Genomic DNA, 24,613 nt, shown 5'->3' with positions numbered 1-24,613 from the left:
AAAACACCTTCTTGCTCTGGACTTAAAACTTTTCTTTGATATACTTTTATGGGAGCGGGGCTTTAAGAGCCGGAGTAGATAACTGGCCTTGACTTCCTTGTGAGCAATTCATTATCAAGAGAGTCACACAAAGAGAAAACATAAGCTTCTTCAGGAAAAAGCGGCAGGTAATGGCAGGTTGAGGGGGACGAAAAAGAATTGCTAAAAACTACATTACTGTAGAAAGCAGCGTAGCCATTAACGCTTTCAGCGTAATCATCACAGCGCCAGACTTAGCCGAGCTGTCAGAGTCCTCCTCTTCAGAACCAAAGGCATCACGGAAATAAGCGAGCGGGCTTTCCAATACTTCAGTATCTAGTACCGACTTGTCGCGAGGTTTAGTGGAGGGCTTGGCCTTAGGCTTAGGTGTGTCTTGTCCTTTTTGCTCAGAAGCTTGCTGCAGAGTAGCATTGTTCTGCTGTGTAGTAGCGGTAACAGCTGTCGTGCCGTTTATAGAAGCCGGTAAAACTTCTGCATGTGCTTGGGCAACAGGTATAACCAGGAGGCATAGCAATACAATGGCTGCCATAAAAGTTAGTTCACGCACCTGACCCCAAGTTCTAATCATATCCAAATGTATAAATACAATTGATGAATATCAAGGACTGCGTAGTATATTTTAGAGAATAGTGCTTTTGCTATGGTAAATGTAGTGTTCTGACTGTGTGGCAGTTATTGGCAGTTATAACACCTGATGCTTATTTGCTTTTGGCAGGCTTTACCACTTTTACCTTCACTGGTACAACACCGGACTTCAGCATACCCACGCGTTTGGCAGCCGACTCCGACAGGTCTACAATTCGGCCACGCACAAAGGGGCCACGGTCTGTAATCTTCACCTTTACCGTTTCGTTGGTCTGCAGGTTCGTTACCTTCACTTTCGTGCCGAAAGGCAATGTTTTATGTGCCGCCGTTAATTTGCCTCTGCGGTATGGGTCGCCGTTGGCCATTTTGCGCCCCTGGAACTTTCTGGCGTAGTAGGAGGCTTTGCCCTCTTCTGTATAGCCTTTCTCGCCAAACGCCGGGGCAGAACTTGCACAGGAGCTTAAGCAAAGAGCCACAACACTGGCAATAGCTATACTTTTGGTGGCACGGGTAACAGTGACAGGCAAGGATGGTGTAAAGCGGTACGGCATATTATTCATTAGGTATTTTAAAGTCAACGGATGCGCGGCTGATGAATTGCCTTATTTGCTGGGACAGCCCCTCCACAGCGAGCGTTTCGAAGGGGTGGCGGGTAGCAGGCAAAACCTGCAGGCTGGCATGAGGTAGTAAACGATAGGCCCATAGGCTTTCTTCTACAGTTACCATATTATCCCGGTCGCCAACAGCGATTTGCACGGGTACCTGAAGCGTGGGCAAGCTTTCGGGAGTAAGTATGGGGTGCTGGCCAAGCGCTTGCATCATGGCGGCGGTATGCGTTACAACCTGAGTCCAATCTTGCGTTGCGTGGCGTAGTTTAAGGGTGGCGGCAAATTGAGGCACTTTTTCTTGCATCCGCTCTGGGTTCAGGAGCTTTGCCTCTTCCGCGGCAGCCTCCGCAGACCAGGCAAACTTAGTAGCTAACGTATAGATGCTCTGGAAGCGCTCAGGATACTGCAAAGCGCAGCTGAGGGCTGCGTAGCCGCCCATGCTGTAACCAAAAACATGCGCGCTGCCAAGCTGCTCCTTATCCATAAAATCGATAAGATCCCGGGTGAAGTGCTCCATCCGGAAAGGCTGCTGCGGCAACTCGCTCCCGCCGTGGCCTGTAAAATTCAAGGTATAAACTTCAAACGTATCCTGCAGGGCTTCTTTCAAGGGCTCCAGCATGGCAGCAGAGCCTAACGCACCGTGCAATAGCACCAAGTTTTGCATCTTCAAGAGTTAGTCTTCACTCAAAGTTACAGAATATCAGCCCAAGTATACACCTTAAAGTATAAATTGCAGGGCACAACGAAGCAAAGAAGGTATGCATATAGAAGACCTGCAGGCACTATGCCGCCAGTTTCCGGGGGTAACTGAAAGTATAAAGTGGGAGCACGACCTCTGTTTCTGCGTGGCCGATAAAATATTTCTGGTAGTGGGCCTGGACCAGGTGCCGGTTTCAGCATCTTTCAAAGTGAGCCCGGAGGATTTCGAAGCCTTAAGCAGCCGGCCGGGCTTTAAACCTGCCCCTTATCTAGCCCGGTATAAGTGGGTCGCGTTAGATGATGTAAACAGTTTAGCGCCACAGGAAATGGAGCAGTTCGCAAAAGCATCCTATAAATTGGTGGCTGGCAAGTTGCCCCGCAAAAAGCAGAATGAATTGGGGCTAGAAGTATAAAAAAAGCCGGAGTTTATGGCTCCGGCTTACAGATTATTGCTTTAGCTGATAGTTGTACACTTCTACAGCCTGCGTAAGCTTATCCTTCTTGAACAGGTTGATGACTAGCTGCGCGCCTAAAATGCCTGCCCCGGCATACATCATGGGGGAGATATTTACACTGGTGCTGCCGTTCACTTCCTGCGAGTCGTTAACGGATTTGATGGCACCCACCGCCAAAAGCCCCGCTCCTACAATCGACACACCGGTGTTAATTAGCTTGTCTTTTTTATAGCGGCTCAGCAGTGCCATACTTGATGCATTGTCAGCGAGAGCCATCTCCAGGTTGTCATAATCCATAATGTAAAGCGGCCCCTCATCTTTAGAAAAGAAGTAAATGCGCTTGCGGCTGGTACGTGGCCCGCCATAGCCGTAGGGGTTATAGCCATAGCCATAATCATAAGTAGTGCGCGAAGTATAAAACCTGTCTATGCGCGGCCCATCAGTAATGCGCTTTGCAAACGAATCGTAGCTATTGCCTGCCTCTACGCGTGCAAAAAAGCCGTCCTCGTTCTGAAACACGGAGACTACGCTGGGGTTATACTTCAGGGAGTCGTCGAGCAGGAAGTGGTTCGATTTAAAGATCGGGGACTTATACTGGACTTTGTTGGCGTATACGATCTGTCCGTTCTGGAGCTGCACGAAGTAGCGCCCCTGCCCATTGCCTGTTTGTGCCCGGGAAGTATAGCCCAACATCAGGCAAAACAGTAACAAGAATAAATATTTGCTCTTTATCATACTTCTTAATCTATTGCGTTTCTAATCAGAACAGGAAAAACAGCATAACCACCATGCCTAGCAAGGCAAAGTATACCCAGCGCATGAGCTGCCGGCGGTGCTTGCTAGGCACGTTGTTGCTAATCACCATAACCACTACCAGCAGGCAAAGCAGGTAAAGAAGTATAAACGTAACCGCCTTTACCCAGTTTGGCACTACGGTGTTTTCGGCCTGGTACTGGTTGCTTATGCCCATGCCAGACAATAGCCACCGGAGGCCGAAGAACACGACTGCCTCAAAAATAACAAAGTAAAACAGCCAGTAAAGCCAGGCGCGCTTTGTGCCACTCATGTATGTACGCTTTTTAAAAAGTGAAAGCCTTTAATCTGGAATCCTTCCCGCAGGTAAAAGCGATGGGCAGCAGTGTTTGTAACGTATGCATCCAGCATTACTGTATCGCAGCCCTCGTGTTTTGCCAGCTGCAGCAACCAATCAGTTAAAAGCTTGCCGATGCCTTTTGCCCGATATGCGGCATCTACCACAAAATTGTCTATCTCCAGGTATTTTCCACTGTAAAACTTAGCGGCTATCCAAAACCCTGATAAACCTACGCATTTTTCTGATGCATCGAAAGCGCCCACCATGCGGTAGTTATAGGGTAACATCAGGCGGAGTAGTTCATGGTAGCGCTCTTTGGGCATATCCGGGTTTAGCTGTTCAATAAGGTGGTGCTGCGCAAGCATTTCCGGGAAACCGCTTATCTCTCGTAAAGTATAATCATTCATGCGTGGTATAGTTACAGAGCCACAGATACACTCAAGCGCTTTGCCATACTAATTGCACTAACAGTGCTGCCTTTTAAAGACCAGTTTCTCTGGTCTAAGTTAGTAAATATATAATTTGAGGCATTAAGTGGCTGATAGTTAATTGTATGAATTTCTCAAGAAACTGCTTGTACCTTTCTTGTTTTTTGAAACATTGTTTGGGTGGTTTGCCGTTAAAATACCAGGAGATTGTAGGGATATGAAGCTTTTAAGAAATATAACGTTAGATAAATATAATTTTCACGCGGGTGGAGGAACTAGGAAAATCTTTAGTATAGCTTACGAAGATTTGACGACACTCATTTTCTATCAGGATATAAACAATAAGTTTAAGCTGGTGATCGCTAAGGAAAAAGACCCTCCCCTGATTATTGAGAAAAACATAACTAGGGCGCAGGCCTTCAGGTTAATGAACACCCGACCGTAACCCGGCCGGGTTTTTTTCTGCCGTTAAAATGTCAAAAGCCTAAAGTTTTACAGGGTTATCACGCACAGCCTTTTATGAGTTTACACAACACATACTATAAAGTAGCCCTTATTGGTCTTGGCCTGAGTATGATACTACAATTGCTGCTTTTCTTAATGGTAGGCGCTTATCTAGCTGCCGTTATCTCCCCGTTGTACCCTGTGTGGATCATTTTTTTTATTGTTGGCTGGCGTAAAGCGCATCCGCGGCGCTAACCTAAATACTTACGCCTCTGCGCTTGCTTTCATATATAGCAAATTTCTAGGCTATGGCACTTTTTGTGCGCATTTGCACTTATAAAGTATAGCCAAAGTATAACTCATGGATAACACGCAGAAAAGAATAATGGCCGACGAGAATCACGTGCAGCACATGTTTTTGCACGTGGAAAGCACGGATGTAGTATGTATTCTAAATATTGCCGGGCACCCTTATCGGCTACGGGAGTTAATTTTTATGATGATTGAAAATGGCTGCCAGATTGTGCAGACTACCGCCGAGCAATTCAATACATTTAGTTTCGATAAGGAAACTGTGGAGGTGCATGACTTTCTCACTTCAATTATAAAGGCTAAGTTTCTGTAAAAGTATGGCAATAGGCTCTTTGGTTAGTAAATTAGAGGTGCTGTTTGCCCCTAAAATAAAAAGGCCACCATTCGGTGGCCTTCATGTAATTATAGTTCCTTAATTTCGATTTCACGGGGCTTGCCTGTGCTTTCGTAGTATGGCAGGCGTACCTGCAACTCTCCGTTTTCGTGTACAGCCTCAATGCGGCCAAGGTCAACCTGTGGCGGAAGTATAAAGGTTCTATTAAACATAGGTGCTGCAATCTCTGCACTTAACTCGCTTTGTAGGACTGATAATAGAGTAAGCTGGTTATTATTAAGCACAACTTTAAACAAATCTGGCCGCACGCTAGCAGCAGATATACTAATTACAGCCCCTCGCTTATACTTCTTAATGTTAACGTATGTCTCGCTTACGCCCCCACCTAAAGTATTCATCAGGTCGATCTGATAAGCGATATTTCTTAAGAACTCTTTATCTTTTATCAGTTTCATGTCTTTCTCCTTCATTCTTTTACAGTAACGTTAAATACAAATGCAATGCCACCTGCAACTTTGTGTCATAATGTGAGAAATAGTGATTTAAAAGAGTCAATATGACTCTTTTACAGTTCTTGTCTTGCTAATAAAGTGCCATGTTGGCAGAACGAACTGTAATTATTATGCTATTTGTCTTGAAGTTTTAAGGAATATTCTTGATAAAAAAACCGAATCAAATTTCCCTTTTCGGGAATAAATGCGAAGTTGGAGAGAGTTGCTTCCCAATATTGGAAAGTCTCAAATAAGCTCATATAGTGAGTAATAAAAGGCTAAGCATAGAAGAATTCAACTATGCAAGTTGTCTAATATTTTGCAAATCAGGTGTTTATGGATGTTTCTTGTGCCGGTTATTTGTTCGGGCTCGTTGCGAAATAGAAAATAGTGACGCTAATGGCACCATTCTTTCATTATAGATAACGAACGAAACGAAATAACCATGAAACAAATTTACATACTTACCATAGCTCTTTTTCTAGTTCCACTGTTTAGTAATGCGCAGCAAGACCCTGCTCAAATCAGTACATTGCTATATCACAACAATTTTACAAACGGATTTGGTGGAATGTACTCCTCTGACGGTAGATCATTATCTAGAGCTACTAGCGGAGGAAATACGTCGAGTTATCTCGCCTCAGGAGGGGCTTATGGGTATACAGTTCCTAATAACACAAGTGTTGGAAGATATGTCGATAAGTTTATACTCTTGGACAACATCTCAACAGTGGGTTTTAAGAATGTTAAAATCATCTGGGCCAATAGGCAGAACTATAACGTTAGCAGCAGCTTTCCTAAAGCGCGTTTATTCTATAGTGTTGATGGCAGTGCGTTTGAGGAGGTGAGCGGCTGGCAGGCCAACAGCACCATGAATAACTCATGGAACTTGGTGAATAACGGCCAGTATGTCTCATTGCCAGCAGATGCAATGAATGCCGACAGACTAACTTTTGCCTGGTTTGTAAGAGTGCCGACGAGCGACAGTAATGACTACTATTATGCGTTAGATGATGTTACAATTGTCGGTACCCCTGAAGAAGATCCAACTACTGCTGAAAACGATCTTTCTGTCTTCGATTGGAGCAGCCTGCCTAATGGAACAAACCCATTCTCGACTGACGCTTCTTATGAGGTAGATGGAAATGTGCTAAAATGGTCTCGCGCTTCCAGCTCAGGAGTAACTGTTACCGAGGCTGCGGTAGGAACAACATTCCAGGCTCCCACAAAAACACTATCAGTATTGCAAAGAGGTGCCAGCAGCTCAACTGGCACGAGATTGCGCGTGGATTTTGCAGAGCCTGTGGCAGACCTTACTTTCTCACTGTTCGATGTAGACCAAAGCAGTGGCCAGTTTCAAGACAACATAAAAATCACCGGCGTAGGTTATAGTGGCCGAGTTGTGTTAGCTGAAACAAAAGTAATAACAACGTTTAATAATAGTTTTTCGACAGCTACTAATGCTATCACTGGTGTGTCCGGTTCTGATGTAAACAGCGCGACGCCAGGAGGCAACGTTAAAATTAGTTTTTCAGAGCCAGTAGGGCAGGTTAATATTGAGTACTACAATTTAGATGCTGCAAAGGGAAACCAAGGCATTGGGGTGCATAACCTGAGCTGGAGAAGAGACCGCTCGCTTGCCCCGCTCCCAGTGGAGCTGGTTAGCTTCAAGGGCGCCGCCGTAAACGGTGCGGCTAAGTTAACTTGGGCCACGGCGCAGGAGAAGAACAACGAGCGCTTCGTGGTGGAGCGCAGCCAGGACGGCAAGGCCTTCGCGGCGATCGGCGAGGTAAAGGGCAACGGCACGAGCGCCGCGCGCACCGACTACAGCTTCACCGACACCAACCCTGCCGCAGGCGCCAACTACTACCGCCTGCGCCAGATCGACTTCGACGGCACCGAGGATTTCTCTAAAGTTGTAGAGTTAAACATTAACAAAAACACGATAGCTGCCAACTCAGCGCTTGCTTCAGTTTACCCTACTGTAGCTTCTACAGAGGTTAAGGTAAACTTCGCGCTAACTAATGCAAACGTAACCGTGCTTGATGCCAGCGGCCGCCAGGTGGCCCAGTTTGCCAACGCCGGGCGCGAGCTGGTTATCCCGGTGAGCAACCTGCAGCGCGGCGTGTACTTCGTGACGGTGACGGACGGTGCGCAGCGCCAGACACAGCGTTTCGTGAAGCAGTAATCACAGAGAGTTTATTTCGTTCGTTCAATACAGGCCTGGCCTTCCGTGTGGAGGCCAGGCTTTCTTTTTGGGGCACTATGGTTTTATGTTGACTCTGCAAAGAGAGTTGGTAACATTTAATTAATGTTGTCCTTCAGATAGTAATATTACGTAGTTAATTAGGACATTATTTTAATAATATTTTATAACTAGTTCAATATGCAGCAGTTATATTTCCGTAACTCTTTTGTGGATATGTACTACGATTTAGACTTAAACTTGGGCAAAGCCGTTTGGAACGGGAAATTGGTTGGGGCTGAGTTTAGAGAGGTAACGCTTATGTGCCTTGAGATGCTGGATCGTTTTGAGCTAACCCGTTGGTTAGGGGATAACCGCAACATGAAGCCTATCAGTCCTGAAGACCTGCAGTGGAGCCTAGAAGTATTTGTTCCTAAACTTTTATGTGGGCCACTGCTTCGGATGGCTACTTTACCTTCTAAGTATGAGGAAAACAGGCAAGCCGTAAATATGCTCATGAGCAAATCGCATGACCTGGATAACAGCCTAGAGCTACGTGATTTTCAAAATGAAGAGGAAGCAATGGCTTGGTTGCTGCAAGAAGCTCCTTCTGTCAGCAAAATCACACCCTAAGTATAAAATGGCATTTAAGTTATGCACCGGTATTAGCTTACTGCGCCATACAGTCCGGAAGAGCACTCTTCCAGACACCGCGTAGCAGCATAGTGTAAGTATAACTCTGCAGCATGCCTCGCGTAGGTTCTATAACAAACCAAAAAAGAAACTATGAAGAAAAATGCAATACTAATGCTGCTCGGGGTAGGAATTTTGACCTCCTGTAACGATCCGAAAGGCTCAGTTGAGAATGATTCTCTTTCCGATGCTACTGCTGACACGGCAGTAGTTTATGAAGACGAGATGGGCCGCGTTGAAGCTGATGGCGCTGAAATAATTGACGTAGGAGAAGATTTCTGGGCCAATATAAACTGGGATGCTCCTGTAGTAGAGAATGAGAAGATGAAGGCAACAGATGTTGAAATGCGCTCCGATACGGAATATAACATCTATACCATGGATGATCGCCTGCTTTTTGATACCGATAAGGCCCAGATCCGAACTGCCGGCGAAGAGAAGCTGCAGGAAATAGTAAACGAGATCAAGAACTTGCCGCCTAATGGGCAGATACGTATTTTCGGCCACGCTGACGCGCGCGCCAGCAACGAGTATAATAAAGAGCTTTCTGCGGAGCGCGCCAATGCTGTAAAGGATTGGTTGCAGAATAAAGGCGGCATAGACGGGCAGCGCTTATCCATTGAGGCAATGGGCGAAACTGCCCCTCGCGCAACCAACGAGACGGCTAGAGGGCGGCAGCTAAACCGCCGGGTAGCTGTGGTAGTAGTTACACGCGAGCAGTAACTTATAAGTATAAATTAGTATTAAAACCACAAGAGCCGATGTTGGAAAGCATCGGCTCTTGTGGTTTTAATGGCCTCTGTTTTTAGTGTAGATCTGTTTCTTAGGTTCCAATACTATGATAACGATTGATCCTAATCAGTCATCTATTGTGTAGCACGTTTGTTCCAGTTCCGGATTGTTCTAAAGGGTGAAATACCCCATATTTTATGCTACCAGACTTGTGTATTTCCGCTGTGTTTAATCCGCAGCAGCACGGCCTGACTCATACTTTTAGTTAGTTTACCATAGTATGCTTTCAGATGGCGGTAACACCATGGCGATGCTTGGAAATGTCGATCATAAGGACAAGTTTACATATCAATCGATTTAGCGAGACAACGCGCAAAAACCTGGCTTCATCGCCGCTGACACCAATGGAATTATAGGCACAGACTCTGGCTTTGAGGGCACCACGCAGCTATACTCTATAACCCTATGGAAGTTGAGTTGGAGTGATAGTATGAGAAACGTTTCGGTGGGTAAAGCTGCTGCCTGCAAGTATACGTTTACGTGTAGTAAGCTATTTACCTGAGGCTACAAGTATGCTAAGCTATTAAGTATACGGCGGCAGTTATACTTGTCTAGTTTTGGTTGTTGGTGAGATAACTAGGGTGTTAGACGCTCGCGGGTCTTAAAGACACCGCGAGGTCTATAGGGTAAATATTATGCAACGAGCCCTGTGCTATTTATACACATATTACTGTTCATAATGTTAGGTGCAAATAGTTGATTTAGTAGGTGAAGCAACTGCTTTTCACACCATACATCTTTAGTAGAAAACTGATATATCTCTTTTCTATAGTGCTCTTGTAACTCTTTTGCAACTTCTTCTGGATTTAGAGAACAAACAACTAGTTCAGTTCTTGAACGGTCAAAATGTTTGCTTATAAGCTCTTTTATATGTGGCTCATATCTAAATGAGTTTCCTATGATAACCAACCTGTCATAACTTTTTAACCTTTCTGTAAGAGTTTTATAATATGCAGATAATACCTGATCATTTAAGATTTCTTGCTCCTTCAAGAAAGGGTTGTTAAATATCAAGACAGGTTCTTCATTGAAGATGTCACCGGTTATCTTGTAGGTGTTGTTTTTGTATTTAGTAAACTTATAAGAGCCATGTAAGTGAACCATACATCTTTTTACAATTTTAAGTCTTGACTCATTTAACTTCAGATGCCCCTCAATATTACTTAGTCCAAAACAATCTGGGTAAATGAAACTGGTTCCATTATTTTTTATTGGCCCTGTTAGGAGAGTGTCAAGTATGCCGTCGTAGTTAGTGGTGCAAATAAATGCTTCTTCTACTTCATTATTGTTTAACATATTTTCGAATCCAACGCCAAAGTGAGGAAAAAGCCTCCGTATTACTTTGTTTCCTGATATATTTTCGAAGCGTTTGAAGTCTGTTGCTACTTCTTTCAAACTATTTTTTCGAGCAATATTAACTTTTCCTGTCAGCTCTTCTATTTTATCTGTTGGTATCACTTCTTTAAAAAGTTCTTCATTGGCTAGGTCATTGAGAAGACATAATATTTGTTCATCACATAAATATGGGTGAGATTGTTTTATCTTAGGAAATGCATATTTAAATCTCTCCCAAAGCCCTGCAATATCATTGATGTTATTTGAAATTGTTTTTAAATCGGTACCTAAAGCTTTAGGTATTTTCTCTGTGGGATAATTATTGACCAAATTTGCTAACAGCTTATTAAAGCCATTGCCAAATAATATAATTGATTTCAATTTAGATATGTTTAATACTTTGTTCTAAAAATATAAGCAACAGTATTCCGCCCGCTAACAGGACGCTAGCGGTAACATGGAGTGTATAAGAGGTAGGAAAACGAAGAAGGAGGACAATTAGCCCTCCTTCTTTAGTTATTTACGATCCGCAAGCTTCGCAAGCGTCTGGGTTATCTAAACTGCAACTCATATCGCTGCGGTTCTGATCCTGGTTGCTGTAGACCGGCGATAAGGTTTCGGCGGCTTGTTTCTCCACCGTAAACTTAATGGCGTCTACCGCCGACTTGGTGCGCAGGTAGTACATACCTGTTTTTAGGCCACGCTTCCAAGCATGGAAGTGCATCGAAGTCAGTTTACCGAAGTTCACGTTCATAACGTGCAGGTTCAGCGACTGGCTCTGGCAGATGTAAGCGCCACGGTCAGCACTCATATCAATTACTGTACGCTGGCTAATCTCCCAAACTGTTTTATACAGGTCTTTGATGTTTTGCGGAATAGTCGGGATGTCCTGAATAGAGCCGTTGGCTGCAATAATGTCGTTCTTCATGCGATCGTTCCAGATGCCCAGAGCAATCAGGTCCTTCAGCAAGTGCTTGTTTACCACCATAAACTCACCTGAAAGCACGCGGCGCAGGTAAATGTTGGAAGTATAAGGCTCAAACGACTCGTTGTTGCCCAGGATCTGAGCTGTAGAAGCTGTTGGCATAGGCGCTACTAGCAGCGAGTTGCGTACGCCGTGCTCTACTACTTCTTTGCGCAGCTCTTCCCAATCCCAACGGCCACTTTCCGGTGTTACATCCCACATATCAAACTGGAACTTCCCTTCTGATAATGGAGAGCCTTTAAAGGTTGGGTAGGCACCTTGCTTCTTGGCCAGGTCCTTAGAGGCTGTCATGGAGGCAAAGTAAATCGTCTCGAAGATATCCTTGTTCAGGCCGCGTGCCTCCTCACTCTCGAAAGGCATGCGGAGGTGAATAAAGGTATCAGCCAAACCCTGCACGCCCAAGCCAATCGGGCGGTGGCGCATGTTAGAGTTGCGGGCTTCCTCTACAGGGTAATAGTTTATGTCGATAACCTTGTTCAGGTTAACAGTGGCATGGTACGTTACGTCGAACAGTTTCTGGTGGTCAAAAGTCTTGTTGCCGTTCTCGTCTTCGGTTACGAAGCGTGGCAGGGCAAGCGAGGCCAGGTTACAAACAGCCACTTCGTCTTGGCTGGTGTACTCCATAATCTCGGTGCACAGGTTCGAGCTCTTGATCGTGCCCAGGTTCTGCTGGTTGCTCTTGCTGTTGGCAGCATCTTTGTACAGCATGTACGGCGTGCCCGTCTCTACCTGAGACTCAAGTATAGCAAACCAAAGCTCCTGCGCCTTAATGGTTTTGCGGGCACGGCCCTCACGCTCATACTTCTCGTAGAGGCGCTCAAAGTCTTTGCCCCAGCAATCGGCCAGGCCAGGTGCCTCGTGCGGGCAGAACAGGCTCCAGTCGCCGTTCTCTTCCACGCGCTTCATAAACAGGTCTGGCGTCCAAAGGGCGTAGAACAGGTCACGGGCGCGGTTCTCTTCTTTACCGTGGTTCTTCTTCAGGTCCAGGAAGTCGAAAATATCTGAGTGCCATGGCTCCAGGTAAATAGCGAAGGCGCCTTTGCGCTTGCCACCGCCCTGGTCTACGTAGCGAGCCGTGTCGTTAAACACCTTCAGCATCGGGATGATGCCGTTGGATGTGCCGTTGGTGCCTTTGATGTATGAGCCCGTGGCGCGCACGTTATGGATGCTAAGGCCAATACCACCGGCGCTCTGCGAAATCTGGGCGCACTGCTTCAGGGTATCGTAAATGCCTGGTATGCTGTCGTCCTTCATGGTTAGCAGGAAGCACGAAGACAGCTGCGGCTTAGGCGTGCCGGCGTTAAATAATGTTGGTGTGGCATGAGTAAACCATTTTTCAGACATGAGATTATAAGTCTCGATGGCAGATTCGATGTCCTCCTTATGGATACCCACGGCCACACGCATCAACATATGCTGCGGGCGCTCCACAATCTTGCCATCAAGGCGAAGCAGGTAAGAGCGCTCCAGCGTTTTGTAACCAAAGTAGTCGTAGTTGTAGTCGCGGTCATAGATGATAGTAGAGTCCAGCAGGGCGGCATGCTTGCGGATAACCTCATACACATCCTTGGCGATAAGAGAAGCGTTCTCGCCAGTTTTAGGGTCCTCGTAAGTATAAAGGCGCTTCATGGTGTTCGAGAACGACTTGCTGGTAACCTTGTGCAGGTTAGAGATAGCCACGCGTGCCGCCAGCGTAGCGTAATCCGGGTGCTTGGTTGTAAGCGATGCCGCAGTTTCAGCCGCCAGGTTATCCAGTTCCACGGTGGTCACGCCATCGTAAATCCCGTCTATCACCTTCTTAGCCACCTCTATCGGCGACACATAATCCATATGCAAACCATAGCACAGCTTTTCAATGCGTGCGGTTATCTTATCGAATTTGACGGACTCGCGTCTGCCGTCTCGTTTTACAACTAACATAGTGTATACAATTAGCGAGGTAGAAGGCCTCGGGTGATTAATTAAAACTGATATATAAAATGCCGCTGCCGCTGCAGCAGGCGGTTATACTATAAAGAGAGATACAATCAGCCCATACGCAAACACGTATGTAAGCCGTTGCAGTACAAATGATTATGTGTTAAGCTAAAAGTTTTTACTATATAGCAGGAATGTAGTACCCTGCAGGTGGCAGTGCTGCCAGCTATGGTTGCGGCTACGGCTTGCAGTTGCTGCCTTTGCTTCTGCCGCTGCCGCTCGGCAAGATGGTAGTAAGTATACGTTTAGGCAGGTATGAGAAAGCGGTTGCTCCCTGGCCCGCCTAAACGTACTACGTAATCTATTTAGCTTAAAAATCTTCGTCCAGCGAGAATACGTTTTTGTCTTTGTCGCCCATTACACCTGCTTTCTGGTACTCGCCTACGCGCTTCTCGAAGAAGTTCGTTTTGCCTTGCAGCGAGATCATCTCCATAAAGTCGAACGGGTTGGTTGAGTTGTAGACCTTGCTGTAGCCCAGCGCCACCAGCAGGCGGTCCGCTACAAACTCAATGTACTGGCTCATCAGCTTGGCGTTCATACCGATCAGGTCAACAGGCAGGGCATCGGTTACAAACTCCTGCTCTATGCTTACCGCATCACGGATAATATGGTGCACGCGCTCCTCTGGCAGCTTGTTCTGCAGCATAGTATACAGCAGGCAGGCAAAGTCGCAGTGCAGTCCCTCGTCTCTGGAGATAAGCTCGTTAGAGAAGGTAAGCCCTGGCATCAGGCCACGCTTCTTCATCCAGAAGATAGAGCAGAAAGAGCCAGAGAAGAAGATACCCTCCACCGCGGCAAAAGCAATCAGCCGCTCGGTAAAGTTCTCGCTCTCGATCCACTTAAGCGCCCACTCGCCTTTGCGCTTCACGGCAGGCACTGTTTCAAGGGCGTTGAACAGGTGGTCTTTCTCGGCTTGTTTCTTAACGTAAGTATCGATCAGGAGTGAGTATGTTTCGGAGTGGATGTTCTCCATCATAATCTGGAAACCATAGAAGCAGCGCGCCTCTGGTATCTGCACTTCGTTCATGAAGTTTACAGCCAGGTTCTCGTTCACAATGCCGTCAGAGGCAGCAAAAAAGGCAAGTACGTGGCTGATGAAGTGGCGCTCGCCATCGTTCAGGTTCTCCCAGTCTTTCAGGTCCTGGCTAAGGTCTATCTCCTCAGCAGTCCAGAAGCTGGCCTCAGCCTGTTTATACATCTGCCATACTTCGTCATGCTGTATCGGGAACAGTACAAAGCGGTTCGGGTTCTCTTGCAGTATTGGCTCCATAATCGCGTGTGTTTTTATAGTTAAAGAGTTCTGGGGTGTGTTGTCGCACTCAAAACCTCTTGAAATCAGAAATTGTTTTGGCCTGCTCTGGATAGCTGCCGGTATACATCCTGACTTCAAATATAGTAGAAATGAACTTGATTTCAGGGGCGAAAGTTGTTCAATTTATGCACATCGCCCAGCGTGCGGTTTTAAGCCCATTTTAGCAGTAATGCACATGGTTATCCACATGTTGTGGATAATATATATATGCTGTTTAATATTGGCATGTGTAAATATTTGACACGCTTTACGCACTTCTGAGTACTAGCAATGCCGTGTAACCATCTTATATACAGTGGTAAAGATAATGGCGAATAATTCAGCCGCAAGTATACCTTCCTGTGTAGCAAGCCTGGCCTTTTTTGTGGATAAGCAGTATTCCTGGCTTGTAATGCATGTGTCTGATGTATAGATGATTGAGGTTGTTTTGAGAGGTTTCTTGGTGTGCAGTGCGAGATATGCACACTGTTTTCCACAGGCAGTGTAAGAAGTGGATAACCCTCTGAGAAGTTTTTCATTCACAAGGCGTTGCAAATATCAAAAGGAAGCCGTACTTTTGCGGACTAAACTTTTAAACATACATTGAAGCTGATGTACGCAATTGTAGAAATCGCAGGTCAACAGACCAAAGTAGAGAGCGGTAAGTTCATCTACGCTAACAAGCTTTCCGGCAATGAAGGTGACGCCGTTGAGTTCGCCAATGTTCTTCTTACAGACGATAACGGTAGCATTACCGTTGGCGCTCCTTTTGTAGATGGTATCAAAGTAACTGGTAAAATCTTAGGAAACGTTAGAGCTGACAAAGTTCATATCTTCAAGAAGAAGAGAAGAAAAGGGTATAGAAAGTCGAGAGGTCATCGTCAGGACTATACTAAAGTTCTTATCGAGAACATTGGTTAAGCAGTAAGAAGAAATTAATCGTTGAACCTTTTGGGCTTAGCTTGCTAACCCAACTAAATAGTTAAAGAAAATGGCACACAAAAAAGGCGTTGGTAGTTCCAATAACGGCCGCGAATCGCATTCTAAACGACTAGGTGTTAAGATTTACGGTGGCCAGGACATTATTGCAGGTAACATCATTGTAAGACAAAGAGGTACTGCGCACCACCCAAGCACAAACGTGGGTATGGGTAAAGACCACACACTGTTTGCTTTGACTGACGGTGTGGTACAGTTCAGAAAGGGTAAGAAGAACCGTTCTTACGTTTCTGTACTTCCTAAGGTACAAGCTGAAGCTTAGTCTTAGCTAACTTACAAAAAGAGGGATGCCGAAAGGTATCCCTCTTTTTTTTGCAGAAGGTAACATTTGCGTAACACACAGAAGTTAGTAGCGTATATATAAAGCAAGGGTCGGATTTGTTAATAAACGAAGAAGATCCTCAAGGAAAAGGACACGTCAAGTGTCCTTTTCTGTTTTTATACCTACTTTAAACCCCTCCTTATCTAAATCCCGGCATATTTCGCGGTAACTTATTTCCTTTTTCCGCGGATATAACGTTACTTTGTTTAAACTTATCAAGAAAGACTGAGGGATAGGGCCCTGCGACGTCTTAGCAACCATGTATAAAGCTTGGTGCTAACTCCCTCCTGGCGCAGCTGCAGCCAGGGAAGATAAGAGCGATCCTACCTTCTGCAGGTGTCCTTCTTGATAAGCTAGCGTACTAGACTCAAGAAAAGCATGACACCGAACCGAACTAAGAAACATCCGATTTATACTTTGTTGCAAGAGCGTGTGCTAGTGCTGGATGGTGCTATGGGCACCATGATTCAGCGTTACCAGCTCACAGAGGCTGATTTCCGTGGCGAGCGCTTTAAAGAGCATCCCGGAGACCTGAAAGGCAATAACGACTTGCTCTCCCTCACCCGCCCCGATGTTATCAAGGCTATTCATGCAGAATACCTGGAGGCAGGCGCAGACATTGTAGAAACCAATACCTTTAGCGGCACTAGCATTGCCATGGCCGATTATAAAATGGAGGACCTGGTGTATGAGCTAAACTATGAGTCGGCAAGGCTGGCGCGCGAAGCAGCAGACGAGGTAGAAGCAAAATTGCCGGGTAAGCCACGTTTTGTGGCAGGCGCCATCGGGCCCACTAACCGCACCGCATCGCTCTCCCCGGATGTAAATAACCCCGGCTACCGCGCCATTACTTTTGACCAACTAGTAGAAGCATACTATGAGCAGGTACGCGGCCTGGTAGATGGTGGCTCCGACCTGCTCTTGGTAGAAACCGTGTTTGATACGCTAAACTGCAAAGCGGCTCTTTTCGCCATTCAGCAGTTTGTAAACGACGGAGGCAAGGAACTGCCGATTATGGTATCCGGAACGATAACCGATGCCAGCGGCCGTACGCTTTCCGGGCAAACGGTGGAAGCCTTCTGGAACTCGATCTCGCATGCGCCAATACTAAGTATAGGCTTTAACTGTGCGTTGGGTGCCCGCCAACTGAAAACACACATACAGGAGCTTGCACGCATTTCTAACTGCTACGTTAGTGCTTACCCTAACGCGGGCTTGCCAAACGCCTTTGGGGGTTATGATGAAACAGCCGAGCAGATGGGGGCTATTGTGGAAGAATATCTAAAAGAGGGTTTGGTAAATATACTTGGCGGTTGTTGTGGTACCACGCCCGTTCATACTAAAGTTATCTCCGACCTTGCTCAAAAATATAAACCGCACGTGCCCGCACCGGTTGCCCCGCTCCCGCGCTACAGCGGCCTGGAGCCTTTAACGGTTACACCCGAAACGCTATTCGTAAATGTGGGCGAACGCACAAACGTAACGGGTTCTAAGAAATTTTCGCGCCTGATTGTGAACGGCGAGTTTGAGGAGGCCTTGTCGGTGGCGCAACAGCAGGTAGAGGGCGGTGCCCAGATCATAGACGTGAACATGGACGAAGGCATGCTGGATTCAGAGCAAGCCATGACCGCTTTCCTTAACCTAATCGCCTCAGAACCTGATATCGCTAAACTGCCCATCATGATCGACTCCTCTAAATGGAGCGTAATTGAGGCCGGCTTAAAATGTGTGCAGGGCAAAAGCATCGTTAACTCCATCAGCTTAAAGGAAGGCGAAGAGAGTTTTAAGCAGTTGGCCCGCAAGGTACGCCAGTACGGAGCCGCCGTGGTGGTAATGGCTTTTGATGAGCAAGGGCAGGCCGATACATTGCCGCGCCGCATCGAGATATGTGAGCGCTCTTACCGCATACTTACCGAAGAAGTGGGTTTCCCGCCACAGGATATCATCTTCGACCCAAACATACTTGCCATTGCCACAGGCATCGAGGAGCATAATAATTATGCTGTAGATTACATTGAGACGGTTAAATGGATCAAGGCCAACTTACCGCATGCGCTTATCAGTGGCGGGGTGAGCAACTTGTCGTTCTCGTTTAGGGGCAACGATGTGGTGCGCGAAGCCATGCACACGGTGTTTTTGTACCATGCGGTGCAGGCAGGTATGGATATGGGTATCGTGAATGCTGGTATGCTGGGTATTTATGAGGAAGTGCCGCAGGAACTCCGCAACCTGATTGAAGACGTGATCTTTAACCGCCATCCGGAATCTACTGAAAAACTGGTAGCCTACGCTGAAACAATCCGGGGAAAAGGCAAAACCGCCACAGCAGCAGACAACAGCTGGCGCGAAGCCCCCGTGGCAGAGCGGCTAAAACATGCATTGGTAAAGGGCATTGTAGAGTTTATTGATGAAGATACCGAAGAAGCCCGGCAGGCAAACACTAAAACCCTGGACGTGATTGAAGGCCCTTTGATGGCCGGTATGCAGGTGGTTGGGGATTTGTTTGGAGCCGGGAAAATGTTCCTGCCGCAGGTTGTAAAAAGCGCCCGCGTAATGAAAAAGGCCGTGGCCTACCTGATGCCATACATGGAAGCTGAGAAAGCAGGCTCCTCGTCTTCTTCAGCGGGTAAGATCCTGATGGCTACTGTAAAAGGCGATGTGCACGATATCGGTAAAAATATTGTAGGCGTGGTGCTGGCCTGCAATAATTACGAGATTATAGACCTTGGGGTGATGGTGCACCTAGATAAAATTCTGGCTGAAGCCGAAGCGCAGCAGGTAGATGTGATTGGCTTGAGCGGGTTAATTACCCCATCCCTGGATGAGATGGTATATGTGGCGCAGGAGATGGAGCGCAGAGGCATGAAGATTCCGTTGCTGATTGGCGGCGCCACCACTTCGCGGGTGCATACAGCCGTAAAAATTGCACCGCAGTATAGTGGCCCCGTAGTACACGTGCACGATGCCTCCCGTAGCGTAACCGTGGTTAGCAGCCTATTGGGTAGCAACAAGGGGACCTATATCGCCGGATTGAAGGTAGAGTATGAAAAGCTGCGCGAGGACCATCTGAGCCGTACCAAAGATCGTGCTTTTGCAAGTATAGCAGAGGCCCGCGCCAATAAGTATAACGTTGATTGGGCCGCCACAGCCCCAACCAGGCCGAGCTTCCTGGGCAACAAAGTATACACCAACTATCCTTTAGCCGAAATTGTGCCGTACATCGACTGGACGCCATTCTTCCATACGTGGGAGCTGAAGCGTCAGTATCCGAAAATCCTGAATGATCCCGAGTTAGGCATTGAGGCAACCAAACTCTTTGCTGATGCGCAGGCTATGCTGCAGCAAATTGTAGATGAGCAATTGTTGGAGGCGCGCGCTGTGGTAGGCTTCTATCCGGCCAACGTAGCCGCCAATGATACCATAGAAGTATACACTGATGACTCACGGGAGCAAGAACTAACCGAGTTTCATACGTTGAGGCAGCAGGGCAAGAAAGGTGCTACTGTTCCAAACCTGGCTTTCTCTGATTTTATCGCCCCAAAAGAAACCGAGTTACCGGATTATATCGGTGGCTTTGCCGTATCGGTAGGGTTTGGCATTGAGAAGCTGCTGGAAAAGTATGAAGCCGAGCACGACGATTATAAATCCATTATGGTGAAAGCACTCGCTGACCGTTTGGCCGAGGCGTTTGCTGAGCTTATGCACCTGAAAGTTCGCCGCGAGCTTTGGGGATACGCACCAGATGAACAGTTAGATAATGAAGGGCTGATAAAAGAGCAATACAAAGGCATCCGTCCTGCGCCGGGCTATCCGGGTTGCCCAGACCATACCGAGAAAATCACCTTGTTTAACCTGCTGAAAGCCGAAGAGACGACAGGTATCATGCTCACCGAAAACCTGGCCATGTATCCGGCATCCTCGGTAAGCGGGTTATACTTCTCGCATCCGGAGTCGCGGTATTTCGGGCTGGGCAAAATTGGAGAGGACCAGGTGGCCGACATCGCGCAGCGCAAAGGTATGGCCAAAGAAGAGCTGGAGCGCTGGCTCTCGCCTAACCTGAACTACGAGCCCAAGCCCGTGGCGCAGCAGGCGGTTTAAAGGAGACGCTAGATGTTAGATAATAGACTTTAGATTTATATTTTGAAGGCCAAGCTTTTACAAATCTAGAGTAAGTTACTATTCCAAGAAAATGGATTATCTAACATCAGGAGTCTATTATCTAACATCTAATATCTAACATCAACATACTTTGAAAGTAACAGACCACTTCAAGAATGCGGACGGCAAAACGCTGTTCACTTTTGAGATATTACCACCGCTGAAAGGCGAAAACCTGCATACCCTGTACACACACATCGACCCACTAATGGAGTTTAAGCCTCCGTTTATCGATGTTACGTACCACCGCGAGGAGTATATCTACAAGCAACGCGAAAATGGCTTGTTGGAGAAACGCTCTACCCGCAAGCGCCCGGGCACGGTGGGCATTTGTGCGGCCATCCAAAACCATTACAAAGTAGATACCGTGCCGCACCTAATCTGTGGCGGCTTTACCAAAGAGGAAACCGAAAACGCCCTCATCGACCTGCATTTTTTGGGCATTGATAATGTGCTGGTCCTGCGTGGCGATTGTGTGAAAAGTGAGCAGCGCTTCATACCTGAACCAGACGGGCATAACTATGCCTCCGAGCTGATTGAGCAGGTTGTAAACATGAACAACGGTTGCTACCTGGACGATGAGCAGGCCTACAACAACGGCACCGATTTCTGTGTTGGCGTGGCAGGCTACCCCGAGAAGCACTTTGAGGCTCCTAACTTAAAATCGGATCTGCGGTGGCTGAAGCAGAAGATTGCCATGGGGGCTGAGTATATCGTAACGCAGATGTTCTTCGATAACCAGAAGTATTTCGACTTTGTGAACCTGTGCCGCCAGGAAGGTATAACTGCACCAATTATTCCGGGTTTGAAACCGCTAACCACAAAAACGCAGCTATGTTTGCTACCAAGCCTTTTTCATATTGATGTACCCTGCGAGCTAGCCGATGCCGTGGAGGCTTGCGCTGACAATAAAGCCGCCGCCCAGGTAGGTGTGGAGTGGGCTATACAGCAATCCAAGGAATTGGTGGAGTTTGGCGTGCCATGCCTTCATTATTACTCCATGGGAAAATCGGGCTCTGTTAGAAAAGTAGCTGAGGCATTGTTTTAAGTCTGCGTTAAAGGCTAGTCTGAGTTTTTTAGCTAACGCTAGGCCAAGAATAACTCAAGTGTTATCTGGTCGGCAAGCAGTTTGCCAGCGTCTGTGAGGTAAAGTGTGTTATTGCGTATAATTGCCAGTTCCCGGTTTTGCAGGTCTTGCAGGTAACCGGCATGCTGTTGCTGCAGATTATAGCCATAGGTTTGCTGCAGCCTGTTTAAATCACAGCCCCAGGTGGTGCGCAGCGTGGTCAGTAGGTAATCGTTGGCTTGGTCTGCGGGGGTAAGGCTTTCCAACTCAAAAGGTACAGTGCCTTGCTGTAGTGCATCAATATACTTTTTATTATGCGCCACATTATACTGTCGCGAGTGCCCGTTAAACGAGTGCGCGCTTGGGCCAGCACCCAGGTAATGTATGCCGCGCCAGTAATTGCTGTTATGCCTCGACTCGTGGCCCGGCAGACAGAAATTAGAGATCTCATACTGCACATAACCCTGCTGTTTCATGCGGGTAAGTAAAATCTCGAACTGTTCAGCGGTAAACTCATCGTCGGCGGGCTTAAACATACCCTTCTTACTCCAACGGCCAAGGGCGGTGTCGGGCTCAATGGTAAGTGCGTAGCAGGAAACGTGCGGCACACCCAAGGCAAAAAGCATCTCCAAATCCTGCTGCCACACGCTGTGGTCCGGGGCGGGCACGCCATAAATAAGGTCTACGGTGATGTTCTGAAAACCCGCTGCCTGCGCATACTTTACGCAGTTTATACTTTCCTCGGCTGTATGCGCACGGTTCATGAGCTGCAGGTGCGGCTCATAAAACGATTGCAAACCTATACTCAGGCGGTTGATCCCTGCCGCTTTAAGCTCCTGTAATTTCTGCGGTTTCAGGTCGTCGGGGTTTGCCTCCAGCGTTATTTCAGCCTCCGGCGAAACTTTAAACAAGCGCCTTGTTGTTTCCAACAGCAGTTCCAGTTCCTGCTGGTTGAGCAAAGACGGGGTGCCGCCTCCAAAATAGATCGTGCCTACCTCCTGCCCCTGCAGGTAATCTTGCCGAAACTCCAGTTCCTGTACCATGGCTTGCACCAAATCGGTTTTAAGTGCCATGGATGTACTGAAATGGAAATCGCAGTAGTGGCAAGCTTTCTTGCAGAAGGGGATATGAAGGTATATTCCGGCCAAAGTATATATGCTTGAGAAATATTAGATTATTGTATGGTTAAATTGTTGATGGTCTGAAAGTATGGCCATGTCTCTTTTCTTAAAAGTATTTCAGAACCCACTACCTTTGCAAGTATAAAGCACGGCTTTACCCTCTTTACTAAACCAGCTAACCATTAAACAATTTAAACATTTAACAGTTCAACCGCACAAATGTACAAAATTGCTGCCTTTCTGCTTTGCCTGTTACTGTGGCTGCCCTTTGTGCAGGCGCAGGAGTTGCCGCCTGTAAAGGTGCAACAGACCAAATCCCAGCGAGTGCAACTGGCGGTAAAGGCTACCGATGCAGCCGGCAGGCAGGTGCTCAGCCAGTATAACTTCAGGCAGGCGCAGCCCGATTCGGCAGAGGCGCTTAAAGAAGTTCGGGCGCTTGTTTACAGGTTGCAGGAGGACGCTTTTCTACTGGCTTCCGCAGATAGTTTATACTTTTCCCAGGATACGCTCCACGTGAAACTTCATGTGGGCCAGCCTTTTGAGTGGGCGCAACTCCGCAACGGCAACCTGAGCGAAGGAGTGCTGGTTGAGTCTGGTTTCCGGGAGAAATTTTACCATAACACGCCTTTCAAGCCATCCGATTTCGTGCGGCTGCAGCAGCGCATACTTTACTACGCCGAGCGCAATGGCTACCCTTTTGCCACCGTGTGGCTCGACTCTGTAAGTATATCGGATAATAAAATAAATGCCACCCTGATGGTGGAAAAGGCTTTTGCTGTAACCTACGATACCCTGGAGATTGTGGGCAAAACCAAAACGCAGCCTAAGTTCCTGATGCGCTACCTGCAGTTGTTGCCCGGCCAACTTTATAACCAGGACCAGGTAAATGCCTCGCAACGCATGCTCACGGCGCTGCCTTACATTAAGGCCACGGGACCGCCGCAGGTGCGCTTCACTGGCAGCAAGGCCAAAGTATACTATTTCCTGGAAGACAGGCAGGCTAACCAGATCGATGGCGTGGCCGGCTTTTTGCCCGACCCGAACCGCGCGAACAAACTGCTTATAACGGGCGAGGCAAACCTAAACATTCGTAATATCAGGGGCAGTGGCAAACAGCTAGGCTTGCAATGGCGGCGCGTAAGTGCCGGGTCAGTGATACTAAACGGCGAGTACCTGCATCCCAATTTATTCGGAAGTCCGTTTGAGGGTGGTGTTAAGTTTAACCTGATGAAGCAGGACACGACCTTTATAACGGTACAACCGCGTGTGCAGCTCGGGTATTATATGTTAAAGTATGGGAAGTTCAGCGTGTTTACCGAATGGCGTAATTCGCGCATACTTTCAGAAGTGAGCCCGCAACGCCTGCAGCAACTGGATCTGGCCGATGCCCAAACCACAACCTATGGCCTGAACTATCTCTGGAACAACCTCGACGACTTTTATTTCCCGAAGCGCGGCAGGCTACTGGAACTGCAGTTTTCGGCGGGTACCAAAAAGCTGCTCCGCAATGCCGATGTAGAGAAAAGCTTTTACGACACCCTGGATCTGAAAACATCGCAGCTAAGCCTGGGGCTGCGGCTGGAGAATTTCCTGCGGCTGGGTAAGAGCAGCGCCCTGCTTACCCGGCTGCGCGGCGAGGCACTGCTAAGCGACCGTATTTTCCTGAATGACATGTATCGGTTAGGTGGGCTATCGTCGTTGCGCGGCTTTGATGATTATTTCTTCTATGCTTCTGCCTATGCTGTGGGCACGTTGGAGTACCGCCTATTTACAGCTACAGACTCCTACGTGCTGTTATTCTACGACCAAGGCTACTACAGAAGCGATTTAGAGGCCAGCCGCCAGCAGGATTATCCGTTTGGTGTAGGTGCCGGTATTAGCTTTAGCACAGGTGCAGGTATCTTTCAGCTAGTGTATTCCTTAGGGGAATCAGAGCGCCAGCCATTGTCTTTTAAATATTCCAAGATACATTTTGGCATAACAAGTAAGTTTTAATGAATTAAATCTTTTTATCGGTTTTTTGGTATACACACTTGCATGGTAAACATCTTTACTATACTTTTGCATCATAATAACAGTGCGGGGTGGAGCAGTTGGTAGCTCGTTGGGCTCATAACCCAAAGGTCGCAAGTTCGAGTCTTGTCCCCGCTACCTCAGAAAAAAAGCCGTTTCATGTCAAATGAAGCGGCTTTTTTGTTCGA

22 protein-coding genes, 1 tRNA gene and 1 riboswitch are annotated in these 24,613 nt (G+C 47.2%); of the genes, 12 read left to right on the top strand and 11 right to left on the bottom strand.

Features of this window, described 5'->3' with window-relative positions; all coding sequences use genetic code 11:
* Window positions 1–208: 208 nt before the first annotated feature.
* From D1627_RS10680 to D1627_RS10670, 3 genes are all read right to left on the bottom strand, one after another.
* Window positions 209–607, bottom strand: coding sequence for a hypothetical protein (locus D1627_RS10680; RefSeq protein WP_119432226.1), 399 nt, complete (start codon window positions 605–607; stop codon window positions 209–211).
* A gap of 130 nt (window positions 608–737) precedes the next feature.
* On the bottom strand, window positions 738–1,184 hold the full coding sequence (locus D1627_RS10675) for a septal ring lytic transglycosylase RlpA family protein (RefSeq protein ID WP_233555594.1): 447 nt from the start codon (window positions 1,182–1,184) through the stop codon (window positions 738–740).
* Window positions 1,177–1,896 (bottom strand): alpha/beta fold hydrolase, encoded by a 720-nt coding sequence (locus tag D1627_RS10670; protein ID WP_119432225.1) that lies wholly within the window; start codon window positions 1,894–1,896, stop codon window positions 1,177–1,179. The genes D1627_RS10675 and D1627_RS10670 overlap by 8 nt, the downstream gene beginning before the upstream one ends.
* A 94-nt stretch (window positions 1,897–1,990) precedes the next feature.
* On the opposite strand from D1627_RS10670, the gene D1627_RS10665 reads away from it, so the two are divergent.
* Window positions 1,991–2,344 (top strand): MmcQ/YjbR family DNA-binding protein, encoded by a 354-nt coding sequence (locus D1627_RS10665; protein WP_119432224.1) that lies wholly within the window; start codon window positions 1,991–1,993, stop codon window positions 2,342–2,344.
* A 33-nt stretch (window positions 2,345–2,377) separates the two neighbouring features.
* On the opposite strand, the gene D1627_RS10660 is transcribed toward D1627_RS10665, so the two are convergent.
* Genes D1627_RS10660 through D1627_RS10650 form a run of 3 tightly spaced genes read right to left on the bottom strand, consistent with a single transcriptional unit; the run spans window position 2,378 to window position 3,886 of the window.
* Entirely contained in the window at window positions 2,378–3,121 is a 744-nt protein-coding gene (locus D1627_RS10660; RefSeq protein ID WP_119432223.1) for a hypothetical protein, read from the bottom strand.
* 25 nt (window positions 3,122–3,146) lie between these two features.
* Window positions 3,147–3,452: a hypothetical protein gene (locus D1627_RS10655; protein WP_119432222.1), complete on the bottom strand. Its 306-nt coding sequence runs from the start codon at window positions 3,450–3,452 to the stop codon at window positions 3,147–3,149.
* Entirely contained in the window at window positions 3,449–3,886 is a 438-nt protein-coding gene (locus D1627_RS10650; RefSeq protein ID WP_119432221.1) for a GNAT family N-acetyltransferase, read from the bottom strand. The genes D1627_RS10655 and D1627_RS10650 overlap by 4 nt, the downstream gene beginning before the upstream one ends.
* A 328-nt stretch (window positions 3,887–4,214) precedes the next feature.
* On the opposite strand from D1627_RS10650, the gene D1627_RS18535 reads away from it, so the two are divergent.
* Both D1627_RS18535 and D1627_RS10635 read left to right on the top strand, forming a co-directional pair.
* On the top strand, window positions 4,215–4,352 hold the full coding sequence (locus D1627_RS18535) for a hypothetical protein (protein WP_233555593.1): 138 nt from the start codon (window positions 4,215–4,217) through the stop codon (window positions 4,350–4,352).
* 360 nt (window positions 4,353–4,712) lie between these two features.
* Complete coding sequence (locus D1627_RS10635) at window positions 4,713–4,976, top strand: hypothetical protein (RefSeq protein WP_119432219.1); 264 nt, start codon at window positions 4,713–4,715, stop codon at window positions 4,974–4,976.
* An 89-nt stretch (window positions 4,977–5,065) separates the two neighbouring features.
* On the opposite strand, the gene D1627_RS10630 is transcribed toward D1627_RS10635, so the two are convergent.
* Window positions 5,066–5,467, bottom strand: a complete 402-nt coding sequence (locus D1627_RS10630; RefSeq protein WP_119432218.1) for an Hsp20/alpha crystallin family protein — start codon at window positions 5,465–5,467, stop codon at window positions 5,066–5,068.
* A 733-nt stretch (window positions 5,468–6,200) separates the two neighbouring features.
* Here D1627_RS10630 and D1627_RS10625 point away from each other — a divergent pair.
* The 3 genes from D1627_RS10625 (at window position 6,201) to D1627_RS10615 (ending at window position 9,089) form a co-directional block, all read left to right on the top strand.
* Complete coding sequence (locus D1627_RS10625; RefSeq protein WP_158607175.1) at window positions 6,201–7,676, top strand: T9SS type A sorting domain-containing protein; 1,476 nt, start codon at window positions 6,201–6,203, stop codon at window positions 7,674–7,676.
* Window positions 7,677–7,874: 198 nt separating this feature from the next.
* Window positions 7,875–8,306 (top strand): hypothetical protein, encoded by a 432-nt coding sequence (locus D1627_RS10620; protein ID WP_119432216.1) that lies wholly within the window; start codon window positions 7,875–7,877, stop codon window positions 8,304–8,306.
* A gap of 153 nt (window positions 8,307–8,459) precedes the next feature.
* Window positions 8,460–9,089: an OmpA family protein gene (locus tag D1627_RS10615; RefSeq protein WP_119432215.1), complete on the top strand. Its 630-nt coding sequence runs from the start codon at window positions 8,460–8,462 to the stop codon at window positions 9,087–9,089.
* A 702-nt stretch (window positions 9,090–9,791) separates the two neighbouring features.
* On the opposite strand, the gene D1627_RS10610 is transcribed toward D1627_RS10615, so the two are convergent.
* From D1627_RS10610 to D1627_RS10600, 3 genes are all read right to left on the bottom strand, one after another.
* Window positions 9,792–10,874: a hypothetical protein gene (locus D1627_RS10610; RefSeq protein WP_119432214.1), complete on the bottom strand. Its 1,083-nt coding sequence runs from the start codon at window positions 10,872–10,874 to the stop codon at window positions 9,792–9,794.
* Between the two features lie 139 nt (window positions 10,875–11,013).
* The gene (locus D1627_RS10605) at window positions 11,014–13,398 is read right to left on the bottom strand and encodes a ribonucleoside-diphosphate reductase subunit alpha (protein WP_119432213.1); all 2,385 of its coding nucleotides are present in this window, start codon (window positions 13,396–13,398) and stop codon (window positions 11,014–11,016) included.
* A gap of 367 nt (window positions 13,399–13,765) precedes the next feature.
* The gene (locus D1627_RS10600; RefSeq protein WP_119432212.1) at window positions 13,766–14,725 is read right to left on the bottom strand and encodes a ribonucleoside-diphosphate reductase small subunit; all 960 of its coding nucleotides are present in this window, start codon (window positions 14,723–14,725) and stop codon (window positions 13,766–13,768) included.
* A 633-nt stretch (window positions 14,726–15,358) separates the two neighbouring features.
* Between D1627_RS10600 and rplU the strand changes: the two genes are divergently transcribed.
* The 4 genes from rplU to metF all read left to right on the top strand — a co-directional run bounded on the left by rplU (window position 15,359) and on the right by metF (window position 21,273).
* Entirely contained in the window at window positions 15,359–15,667 is a 309-nt protein-coding gene (rplU, locus tag D1627_RS10595; RefSeq protein ID WP_119432211.1) for a 50S ribosomal protein L21, read from the top strand.
* Between the two features lie 70 nt (window positions 15,668–15,737).
* Entirely contained in the window at window positions 15,738–16,007 is a 270-nt protein-coding gene (gene rpmA / locus D1627_RS10590) for a 50S ribosomal protein L27 (protein WP_119432210.1), read from the top strand.
* A gap of 269 nt (window positions 16,008–16,276) precedes the next feature.
* A riboswitch (SAM riboswitch) is annotated at window positions 16,277–16,385 on the top strand.
* Window positions 16,386–16,445: 60 nt separating this feature from the next.
* Complete coding sequence (gene metH, locus D1627_RS10585; protein ID WP_119432209.1) at window positions 16,446–20,165, top strand: methionine synthase; 3,720 nt, start codon at window positions 16,446–16,448, stop codon at window positions 20,163–20,165.
* Between the two features lie 151 nt (window positions 20,166–20,316).
* A complete protein-coding gene (metF, locus tag D1627_RS10580) occupies window positions 20,317–21,273 on the top strand; it encodes a methylenetetrahydrofolate reductase [NAD(P)H] (RefSeq protein ID WP_119432208.1) in 957 nt (318 codons plus the stop codon).
* Window positions 21,274–21,311: 38 nt separating this feature from the next.
* Here the strand turns inward: metF and hemW are convergent, their stop codons facing one another.
* Complete coding sequence (gene hemW, locus D1627_RS10575) at window positions 21,312–22,439, bottom strand: radical SAM family heme chaperone HemW (protein ID WP_119432207.1); 1,128 nt, start codon at window positions 22,437–22,439, stop codon at window positions 21,312–21,314.
* A gap of 192 nt (window positions 22,440–22,631) precedes the next feature.
* Here hemW and D1627_RS10570 point away from each other — a divergent pair, with 192 nt between their 5' ends.
* Window positions 22,632–24,407, top strand: coding sequence for a BamA/TamA family outer membrane protein (locus D1627_RS10570; RefSeq protein ID WP_233555592.1), 1,776 nt, complete (start codon window positions 22,632–22,634; stop codon window positions 24,405–24,407).
* A gap of 83 nt (window positions 24,408–24,490) precedes the next feature.
* A tRNA-Met gene (locus D1627_RS10565) sits at window positions 24,491–24,563 on the top strand.
* The last annotated feature ends 50 nt before the right edge of the window (window positions 24,564–24,613 follow it).

Origin of the sequence: Pontibacter oryzae (genome assembly GCF_003576375.1) — a bacterium.
GTDB lineage: Bacteria > Bacteroidota > Bacteroidia > Cytophagales > Hymenobacteraceae > Pontibacter > Pontibacter oryzae.
Note: the sequence above shows the minus strand (reverse complement) of the source record. Positions and strands in the feature narration are given on the sequence as shown.

Bases quoted from the DNA above. Each gene is read 5' to 3' on its own strand.
- D1627_RS10615 (WP_119432215.1), top strand. From the start codon at position 8,460: ATGAAGAAAAATGCAATACTAATGCTGCTCGGGGTAGGAATTTTGACC.
- D1627_RS10600 (WP_119432212.1), bottom strand. From the start codon at position 14,725: ATGGAGCCAATACTGCAAGAGAACCCGAACCGCTTTGTACTGTTCCCG.
- D1627_RS10655 (WP_119432222.1), bottom strand. From the start codon at position 3,452: ATGAGTGGCACAAAGCGCGCCTGGCTTTACTGGCTGTTTTACTTTGTT.
- D1627_RS10660 (WP_119432223.1), bottom strand. From the start codon at position 3,121: ATGATAAAGAGCAAATATTTATTCTTGTTACTGTTTTGCCTGATGTTG.
- rpmA (WP_119432210.1), top strand. From the start codon at position 15,738: ATGGCACACAAAAAAGGCGTTGGTAGTTCCAATAACGGCCGCGAATCG.
- D1627_RS10570 (WP_233555592.1), top strand. From the start codon at position 22,632: ATGTACAAAATTGCTGCCTTTCTGCTTTGCCTGTTACTGTGGCTGCCC.
- D1627_RS10605 (WP_119432213.1), bottom strand. From the start codon at position 13,398: ATGTTAGTTGTAAAACGAGACGGCAGACGCGAGTCCGTCAAATTCGAT.
- D1627_RS10670 (WP_119432225.1), bottom strand. From the start codon at position 1,896: ATGCAAAACTTGGTGCTATTGCACGGTGCGTTAGGCTCTGCTGCCATG.
- D1627_RS10650 (WP_119432221.1), bottom strand. From the start codon at position 3,886: ATGAATGATTATACTTTACGAGAGATAAGCGGTTTCCCGGAAATGCTT.
- D1627_RS10665 (WP_119432224.1), top strand. From the start codon at position 1,991: ATGCATATAGAAGACCTGCAGGCACTATGCCGCCAGTTTCCGGGGGTA.
- D1627_RS10680 (WP_119432226.1), bottom strand. From the start codon at position 607: ATGATTAGAACTTGGGGTCAGGTGCGTGAACTAACTTTTATGGCAGCC.
- D1627_RS10620 (WP_119432216.1), top strand. From the start codon at position 7,875: ATGCAGCAGTTATATTTCCGTAACTCTTTTGTGGATATGTACTACGAT.
- metH (WP_119432209.1), top strand. From the start codon at position 16,446: ATGACACCGAACCGAACTAAGAAACATCCGATTTATACTTTGTTGCAA.
- D1627_RS10635 (WP_119432219.1), top strand. From the start codon at position 4,713: ATGGATAACACGCAGAAAAGAATAATGGCCGACGAGAATCACGTGCAG.
- D1627_RS10675 (WP_233555594.1), bottom strand. From the start codon at position 1,184: ATGAATAATATGCCGTACCGCTTTACACCATCCTTGCCTGTCACTGTT.
- D1627_RS10630 (WP_119432218.1), bottom strand. From the start codon at position 5,467: ATGAAGGAGAAAGACATGAAACTGATAAAAGATAAAGAGTTCTTAAGA.
- rplU (WP_119432211.1), top strand. From the start codon at position 15,359: ATGTACGCAATTGTAGAAATCGCAGGTCAACAGACCAAAGTAGAGAGC.